Source organism: Amycolatopsis sp. NPDC098790 (assembly GCF_044759945.1).
In the GTDB taxonomy this organism is placed as follows: Bacteria; Actinomycetota; Actinomycetes; order Mycobacteriales; family Pseudonocardiaceae; genus Amycolatopsis.
Genome location: NZ_JBIWAI010000003.1, coordinates 668588 through 690107, shown reverse-complemented (window position 1 = coordinate 690107; position 21520 = coordinate 668588). Strand labels below are relative to the sequence as shown.

The 21520-nt window shown below is 73.0% G+C and carries 13 protein-coding genes and 1 riboswitch; of the genes, 1 reads left to right on the top strand and 12 read right to left on the bottom strand.

The features are described 5' to 3' along the window. Positions 1–29 precede the first annotated feature (29 nt). Complete coding sequence (locus ACIQWX_RS28395; RefSeq protein WP_400877217.1) at positions 30–4985, bottom strand: DUF885 domain-containing protein; 4956 nt, start codon at positions 4983–4985, stop codon at positions 30–32. A 921-nt stretch (positions 4986–5906) separates the two neighbouring features. Here ACIQWX_RS28395 and ACIQWX_RS28390 point away from each other — a divergent pair. Next, a complete protein-coding gene (locus tag ACIQWX_RS28390; RefSeq protein ID WP_400877215.1) occupies positions 5907–7037 on the top strand; it encodes an AsnC family transcriptional regulator in 1131 nt (376 codons plus the stop codon). Here the strand turns inward: ACIQWX_RS28390 and ACIQWX_RS28385 are convergent. The 11 genes from ACIQWX_RS28385 to ACIQWX_RS28335 all read right to left on the bottom strand — a co-directional run bounded on the left by ACIQWX_RS28385 (position 7034) and on the right by ACIQWX_RS28335 (position 21505). After that, positions 7034–7963: an RluA family pseudouridine synthase gene (locus ACIQWX_RS28385; protein WP_400877213.1), complete on the bottom strand. Its 930-nt coding sequence runs from the start codon at positions 7961–7963 to the stop codon at positions 7034–7036. The two genes, ACIQWX_RS28390 and ACIQWX_RS28385, sit on opposite strands and share 4 nt — an antisense overlap. Beyond that, positions 7960–8628, bottom strand: a complete 669-nt coding sequence (gene lspA, locus ACIQWX_RS28380) for a signal peptidase II (protein ID WP_400877211.1) — start codon at positions 8626–8628, stop codon at positions 7960–7962. Before lspA ends, ACIQWX_RS28385 begins: the two co-directional genes overlap by 4 nt. Beyond that, entirely contained in the window at positions 8625–9263 is a 639-nt protein-coding gene (locus ACIQWX_RS28375; RefSeq protein WP_400877210.1) for a hypothetical protein, read from the bottom strand. The genes lspA and ACIQWX_RS28375 overlap by 4 nt, the downstream gene beginning before the upstream one ends. Beyond that, positions 9263–9871 (bottom strand): hypothetical protein, encoded by a 609-nt coding sequence (locus ACIQWX_RS28370; RefSeq protein WP_400877208.1) that lies wholly within the window; start codon positions 9869–9871, stop codon positions 9263–9265. Before ACIQWX_RS28370 ends, ACIQWX_RS28375 begins: the two co-directional genes overlap by 1 nt. Before the next feature lie 16 nt (positions 9872–9887). Beyond that, positions 9888–11324 carry an aminotransferase class V-fold PLP-dependent enzyme gene (locus ACIQWX_RS28365; RefSeq protein WP_400877206.1) on the bottom strand — a complete coding sequence of 479 codons (1437 nt, stop codon included), beginning with the start codon at positions 11322–11324 and terminating at the stop codon, positions 9888–9890. 37 nt (positions 11325–11361) lie between these two features. Next, positions 11362–11476, bottom strand: a riboswitch (SAM riboswitch). 82 nt (positions 11477–11558) lie between these two features. Continuing rightward, positions 11559–12140, bottom strand: a complete 582-nt coding sequence (locus ACIQWX_RS28360) for a M23 family metallopeptidase (protein WP_400877204.1) — start codon at positions 12138–12140, stop codon at positions 11559–11561. A 322-nt stretch (positions 12141–12462) separates the two neighbouring features. Then, positions 12463–13941, bottom strand: coding sequence for a potassium/proton antiporter (locus ACIQWX_RS28355; RefSeq protein ID WP_400877203.1), 1479 nt, complete (start codon positions 13939–13941; stop codon positions 12463–12465). 178 nt (positions 13942–14119) lie between these two features. After that, the gene (locus tag ACIQWX_RS28350; protein ID WP_400877202.1) at positions 14120–14821 is read right to left on the bottom strand and encodes an ArsR/SmtB family transcription factor; all 702 of its coding nucleotides are present in this window, start codon (positions 14819–14821) and stop codon (positions 14120–14122) included. Between the two features lie 273 nt (positions 14822–15094). Continuing rightward, complete coding sequence (locus tag ACIQWX_RS28345; protein ID WP_400877200.1) at positions 15095–16714, bottom strand: penicillin-binding transpeptidase domain-containing protein; 1620 nt, start codon at positions 16712–16714, stop codon at positions 15095–15097. 75 nt (positions 16715–16789) lie between these two features. Further along, the gene (ileS, locus tag ACIQWX_RS28340) at positions 16790–19957 is read right to left on the bottom strand and encodes an isoleucine--tRNA ligase (protein WP_400877199.1); all 3168 of its coding nucleotides are present in this window, start codon (positions 19955–19957) and stop codon (positions 16790–16792) included. A 249-nt stretch (positions 19958–20206) separates the two neighbouring features. Then, entirely contained in the window at positions 20207–21505 is a 1299-nt protein-coding gene (locus tag ACIQWX_RS28335) for an MFS transporter (RefSeq protein WP_400877197.1), read from the bottom strand. Between the last annotated feature and the right edge of the window lie 15 nt (positions 21506–21520).

Genomic DNA, 21520 nt, shown 5'->3' with positions numbered 1-21520 from the left:
CGAGTCACTGCCGCCGGGCCCGGCCGCCTTCACTTCGCGCGCGCCGACACCCACTCCGCCACCACGTCCGCCAGCACCGGGAGCGGGATCGTTCCGCTGCCCAGCACCGTGTCGTGGAACTCGCGGATGTCGAACCGGTCGCCCAGTGCCCGCTCCGCCTCCGCGCGCAGCCGCTCGATCTCCAGGCGGCCCACCATGTAGCCCAGTGCCTGGCCGGGGTGGCCCGCGTACCGGTCGATCTCCGCTTCGATCTCGATCCGGGCCATCGGGGTGTTCTCGACCAGGAAGTCCACCGCCCGCTGGCGGCTCCAGCCCAGCGCGTGCAGGCCGGTGTCGACCACCAGGCGCGCCGCGCGCATCGAATCCTGCGTCAGCAGGCCGATCCGGGCCACGTCGTCGGAGTACAGCCCCATCTCGTCGGCCAGCCGCTCCGCGTACAGGCCCCAGCCCTCGGCGTAGGCGTTGAACATGCCGATCCGGCGCAGTAGCGGGACTCCCGTCAGCTGCTGCGCGAGCGTCAGCTGGAAGTGGTGCCCCGGCACGGCTTCGTGGAACGCCACCGCCTCCCCCAGCGTCCGCTGCCGCTGGTCGGCTTCGTGCGTGTTCGCGTAGTACGTGCCCGGGCGTGAACCGTCCAGCGACGCGTCGATGTAGTACGCGATCGAGCCGCTCTCCGCCTCGGCGGCCGGCACCGGCGCGACCTCGCACTTCTGCTCCGGCACGCGCAGGAACCACTGCGGCGCCACGGTTTCCGCACGGGCGATCGTCGCCCGGGCGGCGTCCAGCAGCTCGTCGCCGTCGCGCCAGCGCAACGCCGGGTCCGTGCGGATCCGGTCGAAGATCTCCGCCAGATCGGTGCTGCCGAACACCTTCCGCCCCAGCTCGCGGTACTCCCCCGCCAGCTGTTCGATGATCGCCAGCCCGGTGTCGTGGAGGTCCTGGGCCGTGCGCTCGGTCGTCGTCTCCGCGCGGATCAGCGCCGCGTAGCGCTCCGCGCCGCCCGGCAGGTCGCCGACGCCCGGCGACGTCTCCGGCCGCGCGACCGGCACGACCTCGTCGGCCAGGAAGTCGCGGTAGCGCGCGTACGCGGGCCGCACGACCTCGGCCAGCAACCGGTCGCGCTCGGCCTCCAGCCCGTGGACCGGCACCTTCAGCGGGTCGGACTCCGGCGCCGCGAGGTACCGCTCGACGTACCCGACGCCGATGCGCGCCAGGAACTCCGGCGGTGTCAGGCCCTGGGCGAGTGCCGCCCGCTGCCGCTCGATCAGCTGGTCCAGGTACGTGCCGACCGCGCCGAGCCGGCTCAGGTAGCCGCGGGCCTTGGCCTCGTCGTCGAGCACCGTCTGCGGCAGCATCATCAGCAGTTCCAGGGCCGGTGCGGCCAGCCCGTCGCTCACCGCGATGTCCGCGCGGCCCGAGTCGAGCGTGTCGATCAGCGTGCGGGCCTGCCAGATCACGACGTCCCGCGTGACGCGCTCGGCGGGCGGCAACTCGCCGAGCGCCTCGGCCCGCGCGATGAGCGCGGCGAACCCGGCGCGCTGCCGGGCGGCCGCCTCGGCGGACTGGTCGGCCAGCTTGTCGTGGGTGCCCGACAGCCCGTAGAGCGACGGCAGCAGCGGCTGCGCCTCGAACATCAGCTCCAGGCACTCGTCGGCCAGCCGGTCGGCGGTGTCGCCCCGCGCCGCGACCCAGTCCGTGACGACCTTGGCCAGTGCCGACAGCGGCAGCATGCCGTGGCCCAGCACGACTTCGTGGAAGGCGCGGATGTCGAACCGGTCGCCGAGCGCCGCCTCGGCCTCGGCCCGCAGCCGCTGGATCTCCAGCCGCCCCACCATGTACCCGAGGGCCTGGGCCGGCCAGCCGGCGTACCGGTCGATCTCCGCCTCGATCTCCATCCGCGCCATCGGCGTGTGGTCGACGAGGTAGTCGATCGCCTGCTGCCGGCTCCAGCCCAGCGCGTGCATCCCGGTGTCGACGACGAGCCGGCCGGCCCGCATCGAGTCCTGCGTCAGCATGCCCAGCCGCGCCACGTCGTCGGAGTACAGCCCCATCTCGTCGGCCAGCCGCTCCGCGTACAGACCCCAGCCCTCGGCGTAGGCGTTGAACATGCCGATCCGCCGCAGCAGCGGCAGGTCGGTCAGCTCCTGGGCCAGGCTGAGCTGGAAGTGGTGCCCCGGCACGGCTTCGTGGAACGCGATCGCCTCGCTGGTGAAGCGCGGGCGCTTGTGGGCCTCGTACGTGTTGGCGTAGTACGTCCCCGGCCGCGTCCCGTCGAGGGACGGCTGGAGGTAGTACGCGATCGTGCCGCTCGCCGCGTCGGCCTCGGGCACCGGCGCGACTTCGCACTTCTCCGCCGGGATGCTCGAGAACCACTGCGGTGCCACCGCTTCCGCGCGGGCGATGGCGTCACGGGCCGCGGAGAGCAGCTCCTCGCCGTCCCGCCAGCGCAACGCCGGATCGGTGCGCAGGCGCTCGAAGATCTCGGCGAGATCGGTGGTGCCGAACACCTTCTGCCCCAGCTGGCGGTATTCGTCCGCGAGCTTTTCGATCAGCGCCAGCCCGGTGTCGTGCAGGTCCTGGGCCGTGCGCTCGGTCGTCGTCTCCGCGCGGATCAGCGCGGCGTAGCGCTCCGCGCCGCCCGGCACGTGCCCGATGCCGGGCGCGGTGTCGGGCCGGCCGACCGGCTCGACCTCGGTGCGCAGGAAGTCCCGGTAGCGGGCGTACGCCGGGTGGACGACCTCGGCGAGCAGCCGGTCGCGCTCGGCCTCGAAGCCCTCGACGGCCGCGGTCGTGCCCACCTTCAGCGGGTCGGACTCCGGCGCCGCGAGGTAGCGGTCGATGTACTCGACGCCGACGCGGGCGAGGTAGGCCGGCGGCACGAGCCCGTCGGCCAGGCTTTCCCGCTGCCGCTCGGTCAGCTGCTCGAGGAACATCGCGCTCGCCGCGAGCCGGGCCAGGTAGCCGCGCGCCTTCTTCTCGTCGTCCAGCTTGTAGTACGGCAGGTACAGCAGCAGCCCAAGCGCGGGCGCGGTCAGCCCGTCGCTGACCGCGATGTCGGCGCTGCGGGCGCCGAGCCGGTCGGCCTCCACCTCGGCGGAGGCGACCACGACTTCGCGCGTCACGGCCTCTTCGGCGCTCAGTTCGTCGGCGGGCAGCGCGCGGGCGCGGGCGGCGAGCTCGCGGTAGGCGGTGCGGAACTTCTCCTGCGCCGCCCGGGTCTGGTCGGCGAGCCGGTCGTGGCCGCCGGGCAGCCCGAAGACCGACGGGTACAGCGGCTCGTGCTCGAAGGACAGCTCGACCAGCTCGGCGGCCAGGCCGTTGGCCGTGTCGCCGTGGCCGGCCACCCACTCGTCGACCACGGACGCGAGCGCCGAGAGCGGCAGCGCGCCGCCGGCGAGCACGAGGTCGTGGAACGCGCGGACGTCGAACCGGGACCCGAGCCGCTCCTCGGCGCGGGCGCGGATCCGCTGGATCTCCAGTCGCCCGACCATGTACGCCAGCGCCTGGCCGGGCCACGCGATGTACCGGTCGGTCTCGGCCTCGATCTCGACCTGGGCCATCGGCGTGTGCTCGGCGAGGTAGTCGACGGCCTGCTGCCGGCTCCAGCCCAGGGCGTGCAGGCCGGTGTCGACGACCAGCCGGCCCGCCCGCATCGAGTCGGCGGTCAGCATGCCGAGCCGGGCGACGTCGCCGGAGTACAGGCCCATCTCCTCGGCGAGGCGCTCGCTGTAGAGGCCCCAGCCCTCGGTGTAGGCGGTGAAGCTGCCGATGCGGCGCAGCAGCGGCAGCTCGGTCAGGCCGGTCGCGACGCTCAGCTGGAAGTGGTGCCCCGGCACGGCTTCGTGGAACGCGACCGACTCGGCGGAGTGCCGGAACCGCTCGGTGGCCTCGTAGGTGTTGGCGAAGTAGATGCCCGGGCGCGAGCCGTCGGCGGCGGGGCGCAGGTAGTACGCCGGGGGCGCGCCGGGCGCGGCTTCCTCCGGCACCGCCTCGACCAAGCAGGGCTGTGACGGCACGTGCCCGAACCACTTCGGGGCTTCCGCCGTCGCCCGGGCGACGGCCGTGCGCGCGGTCTCCAGCAGCTCCTCGGCGTCATTCCAGCGCAGGGCCGGGTCGGTGCGCAGCCGCTCGAAGATCTCGGCGAGGTCGTCGGTGCCGAACACCTTCTGCCCCAGCTCGCGGTACTCGGCGGCCAGCGAGTCGATGACGTCGAGGCCGATGCGGTGCAGCTCTTCGGGGGTGCGGTCGGTGGTCGTGTGCACCTTCGCCAGGCGCGCGTACGCCTCATCGCCGCCGGGCAGCCACTTCAGGCCGGGCCGGTCGGCGGGGCGGCCGTGCGGCCGCACCTCGGTGTCGAGGAACGCGCGGTACTCGGCGAAGGCCGGGCGGACGACGTCGGCGAGCAGCTCGTCGCGCCGTCGCCCGAACTCCTCGTCCGGCGCGGGCTGGCGGCGCAGCGGGTCCGCGTCCGGCGCGGCGAGGTAGCGGTCGAGGTGCGCGATCGCGGCCTCGACCAGGTGCGCCACCGGGGTGCGCCCGGCGGCGATGCCCTCGGCGTGCCGCCGCGCGGCCTGGCGCAGATATTCGGGGACGGCGGCCAGCCGCCCGAGCTGCGCTTCCGCGGCTTCGCCGCCGGTCACGGTCGTCATCGGCAGCACCATCAGCAGCGACGCCGCGGGCGCGACCATGATGTCGGTGACGGTGAACTCGGCCATCCGGCTGTCGATGGCCGCCACGCGGTCTTCCGCCGTGGCGATGAGGACATCACGGGTGACGCGGTCTTCGGCCGACAGCTCCCCGGCGTCCAGGGCGCGAGCCCGCTCGGCAAAACCCGCGAGCGTGGCGCGGTGCGCCTGCTCGGCTTCGGCGGACAAGTCCGGCAGCCCGGGCTCGGCCGGCCGCACGCCCAGGATGGCAGGCGTCAGCGGATCGGCGGCGAACAGCGCTTCGACGAACTCCTCGGCGAGTTCGGTGACCGCGGTCATGGGCAGGACCCCCAGCTTCTTCGTTGTGCTCCCGACCGACCCTAACGGAGATCACCGACAAGAACGGTGAGCCGCGGGGCGGGGCCGGGGTGGGTGGGGGCGGCGCGGGAGTTGAGGCGCTGGGCGAGGTCGGCGCGGGCGGGGCTCGGCGGGGGTGAGGCTGGAGCAGGTGAGGCCGGAGCGGGTCTCGGCCGCCGGGCCAGGCCGACGCGGACGGGCCGGCGCGGCATGAGCCGCCAGGCCGGCCCGGCGCAGGCACGGCCGGCGCGGGTGAGGTCGGTGCGGGCAAGGCCAGCACGGGTAGGGCCGGCGCGGGCATGCGCGCCCTGAGCCGGCGCAGGCGAGGCCGGCGCGGCCGGGGCCCGGCGCGGGCGAGGCCGGCGCAGGTGAGGCCGGAGCGGGTGTCGGCCGCGCCGGGCCAGGCCGACGCGGCCGGTCCGGCGCGGGTGAGGTCGGTGCGGTGAGGCCAGAGCAGGTGTGACCCGCTGAGCTGGGCCGGCGCGGACATGACCGCCGGGCCGGCCGGCGCAGGCAAGACCAGCGCGGGGTGAAGCCGGTGCGGGCGTGACCCGCTGGGCGAGGCCAGCACGGGCAAGGCCGGCGGGGGTATGAGCCGCCCGGACGGGCCAGCGCCGGCAAGGCCGGCGCGGGCGCCGCCGGGTGGGCGAGGCCGGCGCGGGCATGAGCCGCCGGGCCAGACCGGCGCAGGCGAGGCCGGCGCGGGTGAGGCCGAAGCGGGCGTGACCCGCTGGGTGAGGTCGGTGCGGGCAAGGGCCGTCCTGCCGGGCGGGCCAGCGCCGGCAAGGCCAGCGCTGGCGAGGCCGGAGCGGGCATGCGCGCCCCGGGCCGGACCGGCGCAGGCAACACCAGCGGCGGGCGGGGTCGGCGCGGGCGGATCGGCGAGGCGGTAGCGTTCAGCGGGTGGCCGTGACCGATCCCGTGGACATCCGCCTGCTCGCCGCGCTCGCCGATTCCGGCAAGACCGCGGTGCACGAGCTGGCGGCCAAGGTCGGCATGGATCCCCGCGAGGTCGCCTACCGGCTGGTCGCGTTGTCCGGCAGTGGGTTGCCGCTGCTCGTCGGCGTCGAGAGCGATCCGCAGGGGTTGCGCGCGGCCATCGCGGGCGCGCCGCCGTCGTGGGCGAACCGGCCGCCGCAGCAAGGCCCCCCGCAGCAGGTCGCGGCCCCGCAGCAAGGCCCGGCCCCACAGCAAGGCCCGGCCCCGCAACAGGGCCCAGTCCCGCAACAGGGGCCGGTCCCGCAGCAGGGCCCAGCCCCGCAGCAGTTCGCCCCGCCATCGCACCCGGTGCCCCAGCAGGCCGCGCCGCCGATGCCGCCCGGTCCCGGTCCGCAGGGCGTGCCGTCGGGTCCGTACACCGTGCAGGGCGTGCCCTCGGGCCCCTACAACGTCCAGGGCGCGCCTTCGGGTCCGTACGCCGTCCAAGGCGCGCCTTCGGGTCCCTACAACGTCCAAGGCACGCCGTCCGGGCGCTACCCCGGTCCGCCGCCACAACAGCAACAGCGGTTCGCCCCACCACCGGTTCCGGTCGACCCCGTCGTGAGCACGTGGGGCCTCCCTCAAACGGCGTCGTGGGCCCGCGGCGACGAGCCCGCCCGCCCGGCCGGCGGTGGCAAGAAGGGCAAGCTCGGTGAGGTCATGGAGACCCAGGGCCTGGAGGGCGAGCAGCTGACGGTGCAGCTGCTGGAGGTCCAGGACCCCGCGGACTACCTCTTCAGCGCGGCGGGCTACCGCCTGGAGGCGGGCGAACGCGCGGTCGTCGTACACACCGAGATCACCAACCGCGGGTCGATCCCGTTCGCCTCGCTGCCGGACAACTACCTCGAGCTGCTCGCCGCCGACGGCGCCGCGATCGGCAAGGCGCCGGTGTCGCTGACGTCGCGGCCGCCGCACAAGATCGGCGTCAAGCCAGGAGAAACCCTGGGCGGGCACACGGTCTATGTGCTGCCGGACGCGACGCGGGTGGTCTCGGTGCGCTGGAGCCCGCGGCCGGAGCCGGACGAGCGCACGCTGACCTGGTCGATCGAGGACTAGTAGCTCTCGTCCCGCAGGATCTCCAGCGCCTTCGCCAAGTCGTCCGGGTACTCGGACTCGAACTCGACCCAGCGGCCGTCCGCCGGGTGCGCGAAGGCGAGCGTCTTCGCGTGCAGCCACTGGCGGCTCAGGCCGAGGTGCCGGGCCAGTACCGGGTCCGCGCCGTACGTCAGGTCGCCGACGCAGGGGTGGCGCAGCGCCGAAAAGTGGACGCGGATCTGGTGCGTGCGCCCGGTTTCCAGCTTGATGTGCGCCAGCGACGCCGCCCGGAACGCCTCGACGACCTCGTAGTGCGTGACGCTCGGGCGGCCGCCCTGGACGACCGCGAACTTGTAGTCGTGACGCGGGTGGCGGTCGATCGGGGCGTCGATCGTGCCGCGCGTCGGGTCGGGGTGGCCCTGGACGATCGCGTGGTAACCCTTGTCGACCGTGCGTTCCTTGAACGCGCGCTTCAGCACGGTGTACGCGTGCTCGCTCTTGGCCACGACCATCACGCCGGTGGTGCCGGCGTCGAGCCGGTGCACGACGCCCTGGCGCTCGGCCGCGCCCGACGTCGCGATGCGCAGACCGGCCGCGGCGAGACCGCCGACGACCGTCGGGCCGGTCCAGCCCGGGCTCGGGTGCACGGCGACGCCGACGGGCTTCGAAATCACCACGATGTCGTCGTCGTCGTGGAGGATCCGCATGCCTTCGACCGGCTCGGCGACGACCTCGACCGGGTTCGCCGGCTCCGGCAGCGTGATCTCCAGCAGGCCGCCCCCGGAAAGCCGGTCGGACTTGCCGGCGGGACGGCCGTCGAGCAGCACGTCGCCGGATTCGGCCAGCTCCGCGACGACTGTGCGGGACAGGCCGAGCAGCTTGGCGAGGCCGGCGTCGACCCGCATCCCGTCGAGCCCGTCGGGCACCGGGAGCATCCGCGAGCTCACGCCTGCTCCTCCCGCGTCTTCTCGACCTTCTTCTTGTCCTTGGTCGACGTGCCGTCGTAGTCCTTGCCCAGCAGGGAAAGCAGCACGATCAGCGCGCCGCCGACGCAGATGGCCGAGTCGGCGATGTTGAAGATCGCGAAGCCCTTGCCGTTCGGGGCGAACGCCGAGATGAAGTCGACGACGTGGCCCTGCAGCCCGCCGGGCGCGCGGAAGATGCGGTCGGTGAGGTTGCCGGTGGCGCCGGCGAGCACCAGGCCGAGGCCGATGGCCCAGCCGATCGAGCGCAACCGCCGCGACAGCCAGACGATCGCGATGACGACGGCCAGCGCGACCAGCGCGAGCACCCACGTCATGCCGGTGGCCATCGAGAACGCGGCACCGGGGTTGCGGATCACCTGCAGGTAGACGAGCCCGCCGAGGATCTTGACCGGCTCCTTGCCCTCCAGGTTGGCCACGACCAGGTTCTTCGTCACCAGGTCGATCGCCCAGAACACGACGGCGACGGCGAACACCCAGCCCACGCGGCGCTTCGGCAGCGGCTTCGCGGGCTCTTCCGGCGTCTCCTGCACGGTCTCGGGCGCGACCTCGGCGGCGTCGGGTTCGGTGTCGGGTTCGGAGTGGCTGGGCTCGGTGCTCACCACTCCATTCTCCACGGTGCTGGTCAAGCCGCGTCGGCGGCGGTGACCGGCCCGCGCAGGAGCACCGCGAACGCGGCGGCGAACAGCAGGCCCGCGGCCACGAGCGCACCGGCCGCCGGGGCCGGGAAAACCACCGCGACCAGGAGGAACACGGCGTCGACGGCCACGAGGAACCAGCTGCGTTCGTAGGCGGCGAGCACCAGGAGACCGAGCGCGGCCAGCAGCGGGCCGCGCACGTCCCCGGGCAGCCGCAGCTCCAGCGCGCCGACCAGGTCGAGCAGCGGGACGGCCGCCAGCGCGCCCAGGGTGCCGAGCACGAAGCGGACCGGCCGCGGCGGCGTCCCGGCCCGGCGCAGGGACAGCCAGTACCAGCCGGCCACGGCGAGCACCACGCAGGCGAGGCCGGCGAGCCAGCCGAGCCTCGCCGACGGGACCACGTCGACCGCGGTGGCGATGGCGACGCCCGAGAGCTGGTTGTCGGGCAGCCCCGTGCCGGACACCTCGCCGGTGCCGAGGCCGGACAGGCTCTGGCTCAGCTCGTACCCCCGTCCGGCGACGAACCCGAAGTTGCCTTCCGCCGGCAGCAGCTCGACCGCCACCATCACCAGCAGGGCGAACCCCAGCGCCGCCAACGGGAACCAGGACCGGCGTGCTTTCCCCATCACCGCAGGGTATCGGGTGCCCGGCGCAGCAGGACCGCGAACGCCGCGGCGAGCAGGACGACCGCCGACAGCAGCACGCCCACCAGGTCCGCCGAGAGCACCACCGCGATGACCGCGAACCCCGCCGCGGTGAGCAGGACGAGCTTGCTGCGCTCGTACGCGGCGAGCACCAGCAGGCCGAGGGTGGCCAGCAGCGGTCCGCGCAGCCCGTCGCCGAGCCGGAACTGCCACGACCCGACCAGGTCGAGCAGCGGGACGGCGACGAGCGCGCCGGCCGTGCCGAGGACGAACCACCCGGTCCGGACCGGCCGGGCGGCGACCGCGTACCAGATCGCCGTGCCGAGCAGCACCACGCCGAGCGTGACGAGCCAGACCGGGCCGGTCGGCAGGCCGGCGCCCGGCGCGTAAAAGGGGTCCGGCGTCAGGAACTGCCCGCGGCCGATGTCGGCGGTCGCGTGCAGGTTCTCCTGGCTCATCGGGAGCGAGACGATGTTGACGAACTGGCCCTCGGCCGGACTCCGCCGGGCGAGCAGCTGCACCGCCGCCATGCCGATCTGCGCCAGCCCGAGCAGTGCCAGCGGGAACCAGAAACGCTGCCCTCTCCCCATCGCACCAGGCTAGTGCTCAGCAGAACGGCGGCAGCTCCCGCGGGTCGCCGACCGGAGCCCAGCGGCCGTCCACCTTCGCGTACTCCCAGCGGGCGCCGCGCGCGACGATCTGGCGCAGTGCCCGGACCACGCGGTCGACGTGCTCCTCCGTGCTGCCCAGGCCGAGGCTGACGCGGATCGCCTGCTGCCCGTCGCCGCCGGTGACGCCGATGAGGCGCTTGGCCGCGACGTGGGCGCAGAAGGCGCCGTCGCGGACGCCGATGCCGTACTCGGCCGACAGCACCGCGGCGACCCAGCCCGGGTCGAAGCCGTCGACGACGAAGCTGACCGTGCCGACCCGGTCGACCGGCGCGTCGAACAGCCGCAGCTCGGCGCAGCCCGGGATGCCTTCGAGTCCCTTGCGCAGCCGGGTGAGCAGGGCCTGCTCGTGGTCTTCGACCGCGGCCCAGTTCTCGGCGAGGGTCTCGCACGCGACGCCGAGCGCGTACACGCCGACGGTGTTGGGCGAGCCGGCTTCGTGGCGCTCGGGCCCGGTGTTCCAGACGACGGCGTCCTCGGTGACGAGCTTGGTCGCGCCACCGCCGGCGAGGTACGGCCGGGCGGCGCGCAGCCAGTCGGCGCGGCCGATCAGCGCACCGGCACCGAAGGGCGCGTAGAGCTTGTGGCCGGACAGCGCGACGTAGTCGACGTCCAGTTCCTTGATCGAGATCCGGCGGTGCGGGGCGAGCTGGGCGGCGTCGAGCGCGATGCGGGCGCCGTGCTTCCGCGCCACAGCGGCGATTTCGGCGACCGGGAGCAGCTCACCGGTCACGTTGGACGCTCCGGTGACGACGACCAATCGCGGCCCCTGCGGGGAATCCGCGAGCGCTTCGTCCACAGCGGACACTGCCGCGAGCCGGGTGCGCGGGGTCGGGATCCGCCGGACGTTCGGGCCCTGCCACGGCAGCAGCGCGGCGTGGTGCTCGGTGTCGAAGACGATCACCGTGGTGTGCCGGGGCAGGCTGCGGGCGAGCAGGTTGAAGGAGTCGGTGGTGTTGCGGGTGAAGACGACGGTGTCGGTGCGGCGCGCGCCGACGAAGCGGCGGAGGACGTCGCGGGTGCGCTCGTAGAGCTTGGTGGAGACCTGCGACGCGAAGCCGGCGCCGCGGTGGACGCTGGCGTACCAGGGCAGGAACTCGTCGACCTTGGCGCGGACGGCGTCGAGACAGGGGGCGCTCGCGGCGTGGTCGAGGTTGGCGTAGCCGATGGTCTCGCCGGTGACGAGCGGGACGCGCAGGGCGGCGCCGGCGACGGTCGGGATGGCTTGCTTGACAAGGGTTTCCGCGATAGGGGCGGCCGGTTCGGCGGCGAGGGCGACGGGCGCGGTTCCGGCGGCGGCGCGGGCGGCCGGGGCGAGCGTGCCGGCGTCGGCCAGAGCGGTGGTGGTGCTGGTGCGGTCGATGGCGAGAGTCATCGGTGCCTCCTCGGCGGTCCGGGGGACCCCGGCGAGGGGCCCGCGCTTGCCCGTCGCACGGCGCGACCGGCCCGGTCTTCACCCGGGGCACCCCACCGCGGTAGGAGGGTTGCCGGCCAGCAAGCCGGGGCTTCGCGCTGGCACTCATGACCTGAGCCCGAAGGTAACCGAGAACGCGCCCGGCGGCCAACCCCCGCCTCACATTCTGAGACGCCGCTCACACACCGTGAGGTCTCAGAGCTTCGCGCGAAACCGCCCCGGGAGCTGCGTCACGGCGTTGTCCGCGAGGTGCGTAGCCGTGCCCGCGTACTGCTCGGCTCCCGCGGTGAAGCGCCAGCCGCCGATGGTCTTGCCGTCGACGGGTTCGGCGGCCCCGCTCACGGTCCAGAGGGTGAAGTGCACGTGGGCGCCGGTGCTGCTGCCGCCGCACGGGAGCGCGTTGCCGGTCGACCCGAGGACGGTCCCGGCTTCGACGTGCTCACCGTCGGTGACCGCGATGCCCTCCAGGTGGTAGTAGCCGGTCCGCCAGCCGCCGGCGTGGTCGACGGTGACCCAGTCGCCGCCGGGGCAGTGCTGCAGGTGAACGGTCCCCGCCAGCGGCGCGCGGACGGTCCGGTCGGCCGGGCTGAAGTCGATGGCGTTCTTGACGCCGGTGCCGCCGTCGTCGGAGTGGATGCCGGCCGAGTAGACCTGCTGGCCGGCCTCGAACGGCAGGGCGAGCACCGGGAACGGAGCCACGTCGGCGGTCGAGGCCGGCGCGCCGAGCAGGCCGAGGACCGCGGCCATTCCCAGGGCGAGCGCGGTCCTGCGAAGCATTGTCACTGTGCGTACCCCTTTGGCCTGACGCTCACCCATTCGAACTAACCCGATAGGGGCGCAGAGTAGGCCAAAAGGGGGATCATGGGGAAGATTGCGGACGCGGAAGATCACCCTCGCGGGAAAAGATCACCAGGTGGGTGCGGCAAGCGGACAAGCATCGGACAACGCGCAGCCCAAGGCGGTGCGCAGGAGTCGGCGGGTCGTACGCCCGGCGGGAAGTTAGCGGGCTCGGCCAGGCAACTCGCGGCAGTCGCGGACAGCTCGCGCGCCGGCGAACGAATCGGTCGGCCGATGCGCGCCTGCCCGGCCACGAACGGGGTTACCGGCCCGACTCGCCCCGCCAGCGGGCCAGCCGGCCCGCCCGGTCCACCGCTCGCAACCGGCGCTCGACCGCGTCGCGGACCGCGGCCGTCGTCACCACCAGCAGCTGGTCGTGCTCCTGCAGCCGGCTCGTCTTCTGCGGCGTGAAACCCGCGCCCTCGCGGACGACCAGGCTCACCGTCGCGCCCGTCGGCAGCCGCAGCTCCGACAAGTACACGCCGTGCAGCTTCGAGCCCGGCTGGATGCGGACCTGCAGCAGCTCGGCGCCCAGCTCGTCCAGCGGCGCCGAGTCGACCTCGACCTCGTGCGCCTCGGACTTCTTCGCCAGCCCGAGCTTGCGGCCGAGCGGCCCGAGCGTCGCGCCCTGGACCAGCGTCAGCACGATGACCAGCACGAACACCGCGTCGACGAGCCGTTGCGCGCCCGGCAGCCCCTGCGACAGCGGGATCATCGCCAGCACGATCGGGACCGCGCCGCGCAGGCCGGCCCACGACAGGAACGCCTGCTCTCGCCACGGCAGGCGGAACGGCAGCACCGACAGCACCACCGAGATCGGCCGGGCCAGCAGCAGCACCACGGCGCCGGCGACCAGGCCCGGCACCACCGTTTCGAACAGCCGGCTCGGCGACGCGAACAGCCCGAGCAGCACGAACAGCCCGATCTGCGCCAGCCAGCCGAGCCCCTCGGCGAACGACAGCGTGTCCGACCGGTGCGGCAGCCGCGAATTGCCCAGCACCAGCGCGGCGACGTACGTCGCGAGCAGCCCGGACGCGTGCGCCAGCTGCCCGGACGAGTACGCCACCACGCAGACCGCGACCGTCGCGAGCGGGTACAGGCCGGTCGCCGGCAGCGCGGCCCGGCGCAGCGCGATCCCGCCCAGCCAACCGAACGCCAGCCCGATCGCCAGGCCGGCGCCCAGTTCGTAGACGACCAGCAGCGGCAGCGTCCAGTCCACAGTGGTGCCTTCGGCCAGCACGACGACCGCGATGTACGCCGGCGCGTCGTTGATGCCGGACTCCAGCTCCAGTGCGCCGACCAGGCGCTTGCCGATCCCCGCCGTGCGCAGCACCGAGAACACCGCCGCCGCGTCGGTCGAGGCGAGCACCGCGCCCCACAGCAGGGCGATCCGCCAGTCGAGGCCGAGCAGGAAGTGCAGGGCCGCGCCGGTGACCGCGATGCTCACCACGACGGCCACTGTGGACAGTACGATTCCCAGGCCCAGCGCGGGTTTCACGGCCGACCAGCGCGTGGTCAGCCCGCCCTCGGCGAGGATCATGACAAGCGCGGCGAGGCCGAGCGACTGGGTCAGCCCGGGGTTGTCGAACCGGATGCCGAAGCCGGCTTCGCCGAGCAGCACGCCGATCCCGAGGTACAGCAGCAGCGACGGCAGGCCGAGCCGGATGGAGACGCGCACGGCGAGCACGGACGCGAGCAGCACGACGCCGCCGACGCCGAGCAACACGGGGAGCTGGTCCATGCCGCCTCCCTCCGAGTGCCGTGGGCACTCAGAATAGTGAAGCGGGTGGGTTAACTCGTTCGTGCACCGCCGGCCCGAGTCGGACACTCGGTGTGTTATTGACCCAGCCAGAAGCAGGCCGCCGCCCGAGCAGTACGCGACCGTTGGATCGAACTCTTCGGCCGTGGCTGTGGTCGGGTCAATAACCAGCGGCGCAGCAAGGCCCACCGAGCGCAGCGAGATCGACACCGAGTGCGGCGAACGGCTTGACCGCGCTCGGATGCACCTTCACCGCGCGGTGGCCGTCACGGCCGACCCAGCCCGCCTCGACCGCCCGGTCGAGCAGCGCCGCGGGCAGCGCGCCGCCGAGGTGGTCGCGGCGTTCCGTCCAATCCAGACAGTCGCGCAGCAGTGGCCGCCGTCCGGCGGCGACCGGCACGCCGAGGCCGGCCAGGACCTCGCGGCCGCGGGCGGTCAGCGTCAGCCCGTCGGCCGTGTCGACGAGGCCGCTGGCGAGCATGCCGTCGCGGACGGCGACGCCGAGCACCCCGGCGAGGTGGTCGTAGCAAGTGCGCGCGAAGCCGAGCCGTTTCACCCGGAGCGACGACTTCAGGCCGGTCACGGGCCGATGCTCGGCGTGCTGGGCCAGGTGCTCGATCAGCTCGGCGACGCGGGGGTCGGCGATCCGGACGTAGCTCGCCCGGCCCTGCTTGACCCGGACGACGAACCCGGCGTCGACCAGCCGGGTCACGTGCTCGCTGGCCGTGGAGAGCGCGATGCCGGCCGCCTTGCCCAGCTCGCCGACGGTCCAGGCCCGCCCGTCGAGCAGGGCGAGGCACATGGTGGCCCGGCTCGGGTCGGCGAGCACCGCGGCGACCTCGGCAAGGGCGATCGTCTCCATGCCCCCAAGGTACGGCGGCGGCACTTCGCCCACGGCCGAAGCGTCGCAGAGCCGCCGAGAGGTCTTGAATGACTCATTCAAGACCTCCGGCGTCCTGAATGACTCATTCAAGACATCGGACCGAGCCGAACCGACGCGGAGCTTTCACGTGAAAGCTGCCACCAGGGGGCGGAGCTTTCACGTGAAAGCTCCGCCTTGGCCGAAGGGCCGCGCACTTTCATAGGGAAAGTTCGGCGCGGCACTTTCCCTATGAAAGTGCCGCTTCGAGCCGGGTCAGATGCCCTTGAGGAACTTCGCCGCCAAGGTGACCGCCGGGCCCGAGTCGTTCGAGTCCTCCAAGAGCACCGCGAACGCGACCGTCCCCCGGTACCCGACGAACCACCCCGTGGCGTCCGAACCGTCGCCGAACTGGGCGGTGCCGGTCTTGCCGTAGACCTCCCCCGCCACCCCGGCTCCGCGGCCGGTTCCGCTGGTCACGACGGCCCGCATCATCTTCCGCACCTGGCCGAGCACCGCCGCGGGCGGCGGCGAGTAACCCTTGACGACCGTGGTGTCCAGGTCGTGCCACAGCCGGGGCGTGATCGCCTTGCCCGACGCGACCGTGGCCGCCATCAGCGCTCCCCCGAGGCAGCTCGCCTGGATCCGGCCCTGGCCGAACCCGTCCTCGACCTGCTCGTCCTTGTTCACCGGCGGCTCGACCTTGCCCAGCTCGGTGTCGATACCCGGGATCTCGTAGTCGGCGTTGAGGCCCAGCTCGTTCGCGGCCTTCACCAGCCCGTCGGCCGGGAGGTCCAGCGCCAGCTGCCCGAACGTCGTGTTGCAGGACCGCGCGAACGCCGTCTGCAGGTTCGTCGCGCCCAGCTCGAAACCCTCGTTCTTGACCGTCCGCGTCCCGACCGTCGCGACGCCGGGGCAGTCGACCGGCGAGGTCGCACTGAGACCGTTCTGCTGGATCGCCGCGACCGAAGTCGCGATCTTGAACGACGAACCCGGCTCGTACAGGCCGTGCAGCGCCTTCGGTTCCTTACCGGCGGCCGAGTTCTGCGCGACCGCCAGGATGTCGCCCGAGCCGGTGTCGACGGCGACCATCATGGCCGAGCCCTGGTAACCGTCCACCGCGGCTTGCGCGGACTTCTGCGCGGTCAGGCTCAGGCTCGACGTCAGCGTCTTCGCCTCGCCGTCGGCCTTCCCGAACAGCGTCTCCACGCTCTTGCCACTCGTGTCGACGCGCTGGACGGCGAAGCCGCTCCCGCTCGCCGCCGTGACCTGCCCGCCGAGCGCCGACCGCAGCAGCGGCGCCGGGTCGCCGTCGACCGCGCGCAGGCCGCCGGACCCGTTGACCAGCAGCGGTTTGCCGTCGCGGTCGGCCACCGCCGTCGTGTCCGGCACGGACGTGCTGATCACCAGCCGCTGGCCCGCCTCGAGCTTCGGGTGCAGCAGCGACGGCGCCCAGTGCACGAGCCACTTGCCGCCGGTCTGGGCGAGCTCGAACGGCACGTCGTAGGTCCAGTTGCCCGGCTTCAGCGCCCACGACAGGCTGAACGTCCCGCCGGTCCGCGTGGCCCCGGCCGGGGTCGGCTGCAGGACGGTCAGCTTGGCCACGACCGACCTCGGGCTCAGCGTGTTCCGCGCGTCCCGCAGCGCCACCGCGGCCGCCGGCGCGGCGTCGGTCAGCTTGGCCGCCGCGTCCGGGTTGTTCTCGGCGACGTCCTGCAGGTACTCCGTGATCGCCGAGTGCGGGTCGGCCGCGCCCGGGCTCTCGACGCTCGTGGCCCCGGCTTCCGCCGTCGGCGCCGCGTCTCCGCCGTTCAGCAGGAAGAACGCCGCCACGACGATCACGACGACGAGCAGCGCGCCGCCGATCAGGATGCCGCGTCTTCTGGCAGGACTCATTTCCGCGATCCCCTCCCCCGAGGAACGCCACCCGCCGTGGGTGGCCGGCTGATCTTACCGGCCACCCACGGCAAGTCAGGCCTTTTCCACCGCGACCGTGACCTTCGTGCCGTCGCCGACCGTGCCGGCGGAGCCGTCGGCCACCGCGGCGTGGGTCACCGACGTGGAGAGGGTCTCCGACGCGAGGAACTTCTCGTGCACCCGAGCCGCCTCGACGACGTCGGCCGGCGCGTCGATGGTCAGCGCGATCCGGTCGGCGACGTCCAGCCCGGCGTCGCGGCGAGCCTGCTGGACGACCCGGATCAGGTCGCGGACCAGGCCCTCGGCCGCCAGCTCCGGCGTCACGTCGGTGTCGATGAGGACCAGCCCGGAGCCGCCGGGCAGCTCGGCCGCCGCGCCGCCGCCCTTGGCGACCAGCCGCCGCTCGAACTCGCCTTCGCGCAGCGTGATGCCGGCCGCGACCACGGCGCCGCCCTGGAACGACCAGTCGCCCGCCTTGACGGCCTTGATGACGGTCTGGACGTCCTTGCCCAGCCGCGGGCCGGCCGCGCGGGCGTTGACGGCGACCTCGAACCCGCCGTGCGCGGCGACGTCGGTGGTCAGCTCGACCGCCTTGACGTTCACCTCGTCGCGCAGGATGTCGGCGAACGGCGACAGCGAAGAGGCGTCGTCGGCCGCCACGACCAGCGAAGACAGCGGCAGCCGCACGCGCAGTTTGTTCGCCTTGCGCAGCGACAGCGCCGAGGACGCCACCTGCCGCACCCGGTCCATCGCGGTGACCAGCGCCGCGTCCGCGGGCAGGTCGTTCGCGTTCGGCCAGTCGGCCAGGTGCACCGAGCGGCCGCCGGTGAGGCCGCGCCAGACGACCTCGGTGGTGAGCGGCAGCAGCGGCGCCGTCACCCGCGAAGTCACCTCGAGCACGGTGTGCAACGTGTCGATCGCGTCCTGGGCGCCCGCCCAGAAGCGGTCGCGGGAGCGGCGCACGTACCAGTTCGTGAGGACCTCGAGGAAGTCCCGCACGGTCTGGCACGCGCCGGCGACGTCGTAGTGGTCCATCGCGTACTCGACGTCGGTGACGAGCTCGTGCGTCTTCGCCAGGACGTACCGGTCGAGCACGTTCGGCGAATCCGTGCGCCACTTGCCTTCCACGCCTTCGGCGTTGGCGTACAGCGCGAGGAAGTAGTACGAGTTCCACAGCGGCAGCACGGCCTGGCGGACGGCGTCGCGGATGCCCTTGTCGGTGACGACGAGGTTGCCGCCGCGCAGGATCGGGCTCGCCATCAGGTACCAGCGCATGGCGTCGGAGCCGTCGCGCTCGAAGACCTCGTTGACGTCCGGGTAGTTGCGCAGCGACTTCGACATCTTCGCGCCGTCGGAGCCGAGCACGATGCCGTGTGAGACGCAGGTGCGGAACGCCGGCCGGTCGAACAGCGCCGTGGCCAGGACGTGCAGCAGGTAGAACCAGCCGCGCGTCTGCCCGATGTACTCGACGATGAAGTCGCTCGGGTAGTGGTGCTCGAACCACTCGGCGTTCTCGAACGGGTAGTGCACCTGGGCGTACGGCATCGAGCCGGAGTCGAACCAGACGTCGAGGACGTCCGGGACGCGGCGCATGGTCGACTTTCCGGTCGGGTCGTCCGGGTTCGGCCGGGTCAGCTCGTCGATGTAGGGCCGGTGCAGGTTGTCCAGCCGCACGCCGAAGTCCGCCTCCAGCTCGTCGAGCGAGCCGTAGACGTCGGTGCGCGGGTACTCGGGGTCGTCGGACTGCCACACCGGGATCGGCGTTCCGAAGTAGCGGTTGCGGGAGATCGACCAGTCGATGGCGTTCTCGAGCCACTTGCCGAACTGGCCGTCCTTGACGTTCTCCGGGTACCAGGTGATCTGCTGGTTGAGCTCGACCATCCGGTCCTTGAACTGCGTCACCGCGACGAACCACGACGAGACCGCGCGGTAGATCAGCGGGTTCCGGCAGCGCCAGCAGTGCGGGTAGGAGTGGTCGTAGGTTTCGTGCCGCAGCAGCACGGCACCCTGCTGACCCGCGGATCCCGTGCCGTTCTTGAGGTCCCGCACGATGTTCGGGTTGGCGTCGAAGACCTGCTGGCCCTCGTAGTCCGGCACGGTCGCGTCGAACTTGCCGTGCGCGTCGACCGGCGTGACCGGCGGGATGCCGGCGGCGTCGGTGACGACCTTGTCGTCGGCGCCGTAGGCCGGGGCGATGTGGACGATCCCGGTGCCGTCGTCGGTCGTGACGTAGTCCGCGGCCAGCACCTGGTGGGCGTTCTCGGTACCGGTGAAGTACGGGAACGGCGGGGCGTAGCGGGTGCCGAGCAGCTGCGTGCCGGTGTAGCGCGCGACGACCGTCGGCTCTTCGCCGAGTTCACGCGCGTACGCGGCGACGCGCGCTTCGGCGAGCAGGAACCGTTTGCCGGGCTGGTTTTCGCTCTCGACGACGACGTAGTCGACCTCGGGGTGCACCGCGGTCGCGAGGTTCGACGGCAGCGTCCACGGCGTGGTCGTCCAGATCAGCAGGTAGGTGCCGTCGAGCTCGTTGTCGTTGCCCTCCAACCGGAAGCCGACCGTGACGGCGGGGTCCTGGCGGTTGCGGTAGACGTCGGCGTCCATGCCCAGCTCGTGGTTGGACAGCGGCGTCGCGTCGCGCCAGCAGTACGGCAGGACGCGGTAGCCCTCGTAGACGAGTCCCTTGTCCCACAGGCGTTTGAACGCCCAGAGCACCGACTCCATGTAGGTGACGTCGAGGGTCTTGTAGTCGTTGTCGAAGTCGACCCAGCGCGCCTGGCGCGTGACGTACTCGCGCCACTCGTCGGTGTAGCGGAGGACGGACTCCTGCGAAGCCGCGTTGAACTTCGCGATGCCCATCTCTTCGATCTCGGACGTCTCGGTGATGCCGAGCTGCCGCATCGCTTCGAGCTCGGCGGGCAGGCCGTGGGTGTCCCAGCCGAACCGGCGCTCGACCTTGCGGCCCTTCATGGTCTGGTAGCGCGGCACCAGGTCCTTGACGTACCCGGTGAGCAGGTGGCCGTAGTGCGGGAGGCCGTTGGCGAAGGGCGGGCCGTCGTAGAAGACGTACTCGTTGTCGCCGTGGTCGCCGGCCGGGCGGGCGTCGATGGTCGTCTGGAACGTCCGGTCCGTCTCCCAGTAGGCGAGGACCTGCTTCTCCAGCGCGGGGAAGGACGGCTGCGACGGAACGCCCGCGCCGTCGTCCAGTTGGGCCTGGGGGTACATCCCGGTGCTCCTCGGTTCGTCGCTCTCGTACGGACGACCGGCTCCCGGTCACCCACACGGGGACGAAACGCCTTGGCGGCGCACCGCGGTACCACCCCGCTTGCCCGCTGCGGTGATCAAACCCCGCCGCGGGCCGCTCGTTGAACGGCTGTCACGGGCCGCACCCGTCCGGTTCTACTGAGAGCGTGGAGCTCGGTTCTTCCGGAGGCTCCCCGGTGATGGCCGGATCGGCGCCTTGCTGCTACCAGGTTAACCGGCCCGCGCAACCGGGTTGTCACGAGGGGCACGTACCCAGGCCAGCGTCACACCGATGGCGACCAGCCACAGCGCACCCGCGATGAGGCCGACCGCGTGGAGGCCGTCGGCGAAGCCACCACCCAGCACGGCCACCCCGAGCGCGCCGCCGGCCTGGCGGGCGGTGTTGTTGATGCCGCTGGCGACGCCGGAGCGGCCGGGCGGGAGGCCGGCGACGGCGGCGGTCACCACCGCCGTCGTGAGCAGGCCCATCCCGACGCCGAGCCCGAGCAGTGTCGGCAGCAGCGCCGGGTAGCCGCTGTTCTCGTTGACCAGCACCAGGTTCAGCATCCCGAGCGCACCCAGTGCGAGTCCGGCGACCATGAGCGGACGCGGGCCGAAGCGGCCGACCAGCCGGCCCGCGACCGGCGCCAGCACCGAGAGCGGGAGGAACAACGGCAGTACTTCGAGCCCGGCTTCAAAAGGCGACGCGTGCCGCACGCCCTGCAGGTACAACGTCACTACGAGGATCGTGCCGATGCCGACGAAGTTCATCGCCGCCGCGACGAAGTTCGCGGCCGCCGTCCGCCGGGCGACGTCGAGCGGCAGCATCGGGTGCGCCGACCGGTGTTCGACGACCAGGAACGTCCCCAGCAGGACGACCGCCAGCACCCCGGCGAGCACGCTCCCGCCGATGACCGCGTAGACCCCGGCGCCGAGGGCGGGCGCGGCCGTCGCGATGCCGGCGACGTCGACCCGCCCGGGCCCGCGGTCACCGCGCGGCACGAGCCGCCGGGTCGCGACGGCGGCCGCCAGCACGATCGGGACGTTGAGCCAGAAGACCGGCCGCCAACCCGCCGCGGCGACGATGGCGCCGCCGAGGACCGGGCCCGCCGCCAGCGCCAGCGCCGACACCCCCGCCCAGATCCCGAGGGCTCGCGCGCGCTCGGCGGGTCCCGGATGGGCGTTCGTGATCACGGCGAGCGTGCCTGGCAGCAGCAGCGCGGCCCCCAGGCCCTGGCCGGCCCGCGCGGCGACGAGCCACGGTGCCGACCCGGCGAACCCGCACGTGGCCGAGGCCGCGCCGAACAGCGCGAAGCCCGTCACGACGACCCGGCGGTGCCCGAAGACATCGCCCAGGGCGCCGCCGGTCAGCAGCAGGGCGGCCAGGACGACCGCGTAGCCGTCGACCACCCACTGCAGCGCGGCCAGGCCCGCGCCGAGGTCGGTGCCGATGCTCGGCAGCGCGACGTTGACGACCGTGACGTCCAGCTGCACCAGGAACATCCCGGCGCACATGGTCAGCAGGAGCATGTCCCCAGTGGACCG

Excerpts from the sequence above, each read along its gene's own strand:
- ACIQWX_RS28355 (WP_400877203.1), bottom strand. The coding sequence starts at position 13,941 with ATGGACCAGCTCCCCGTGTTGCTCGGCGTCGGCGGCGTCGTGCTGCTC.
- ACIQWX_RS28375 (WP_400877210.1), bottom strand. The coding sequence starts at position 9,263 with ATGGGGAAAGCACGCCGGTCCTGGTTCCCGTTGGCGGCGCTGGGGTTC.
- ACIQWX_RS28395 (WP_400877217.1), bottom strand. The coding sequence starts at position 4,985 with ATGACCGCGGTCACCGAACTCGCCGAGGAGTTCGTCGAAGCGCTGTTC.
- ACIQWX_RS28345 (WP_400877200.1), bottom strand. The coding sequence starts at position 16,714 with ATGAGTCCTGCCAGAAGACGCGGCATCCTGATCGGCGGCGCGCTGCTC.
- ACIQWX_RS28360 (WP_400877204.1), bottom strand. The coding sequence starts at position 12,140 with ATGCTTCGCAGGACCGCGCTCGCCCTGGGAATGGCCGCGGTCCTCGGC.
- ACIQWX_RS28335 (WP_400877197.1), bottom strand. The coding sequence starts at position 21,505 with ATGCTCCTGCTGACCATGTGCGCCGGGATGTTCCTGGTGCAGCTGGAC.
- ACIQWX_RS28350 (WP_400877202.1), bottom strand. The coding sequence starts at position 14,821 with ATGGAGACGATCGCCCTTGCCGAGGTCGCCGCGGTGCTCGCCGACCCG.
- ileS (WP_400877199.1), bottom strand. The coding sequence starts at position 19,957 with ATGTACCCCCAGGCCCAACTGGACGACGGCGCGGGCGTTCCGTCGCAG.
- ACIQWX_RS28370 (WP_400877208.1), bottom strand. The coding sequence starts at position 9,871 with ATGGGGAGAGGGCAGCGTTTCTGGTTCCCGCTGGCACTGCTCGGGCTG.
- ACIQWX_RS28365 (WP_400877206.1), bottom strand. The coding sequence starts at position 11,324 with ATGACTCTCGCCATCGACCGCACCAGCACCACCACCGCTCTGGCCGAC.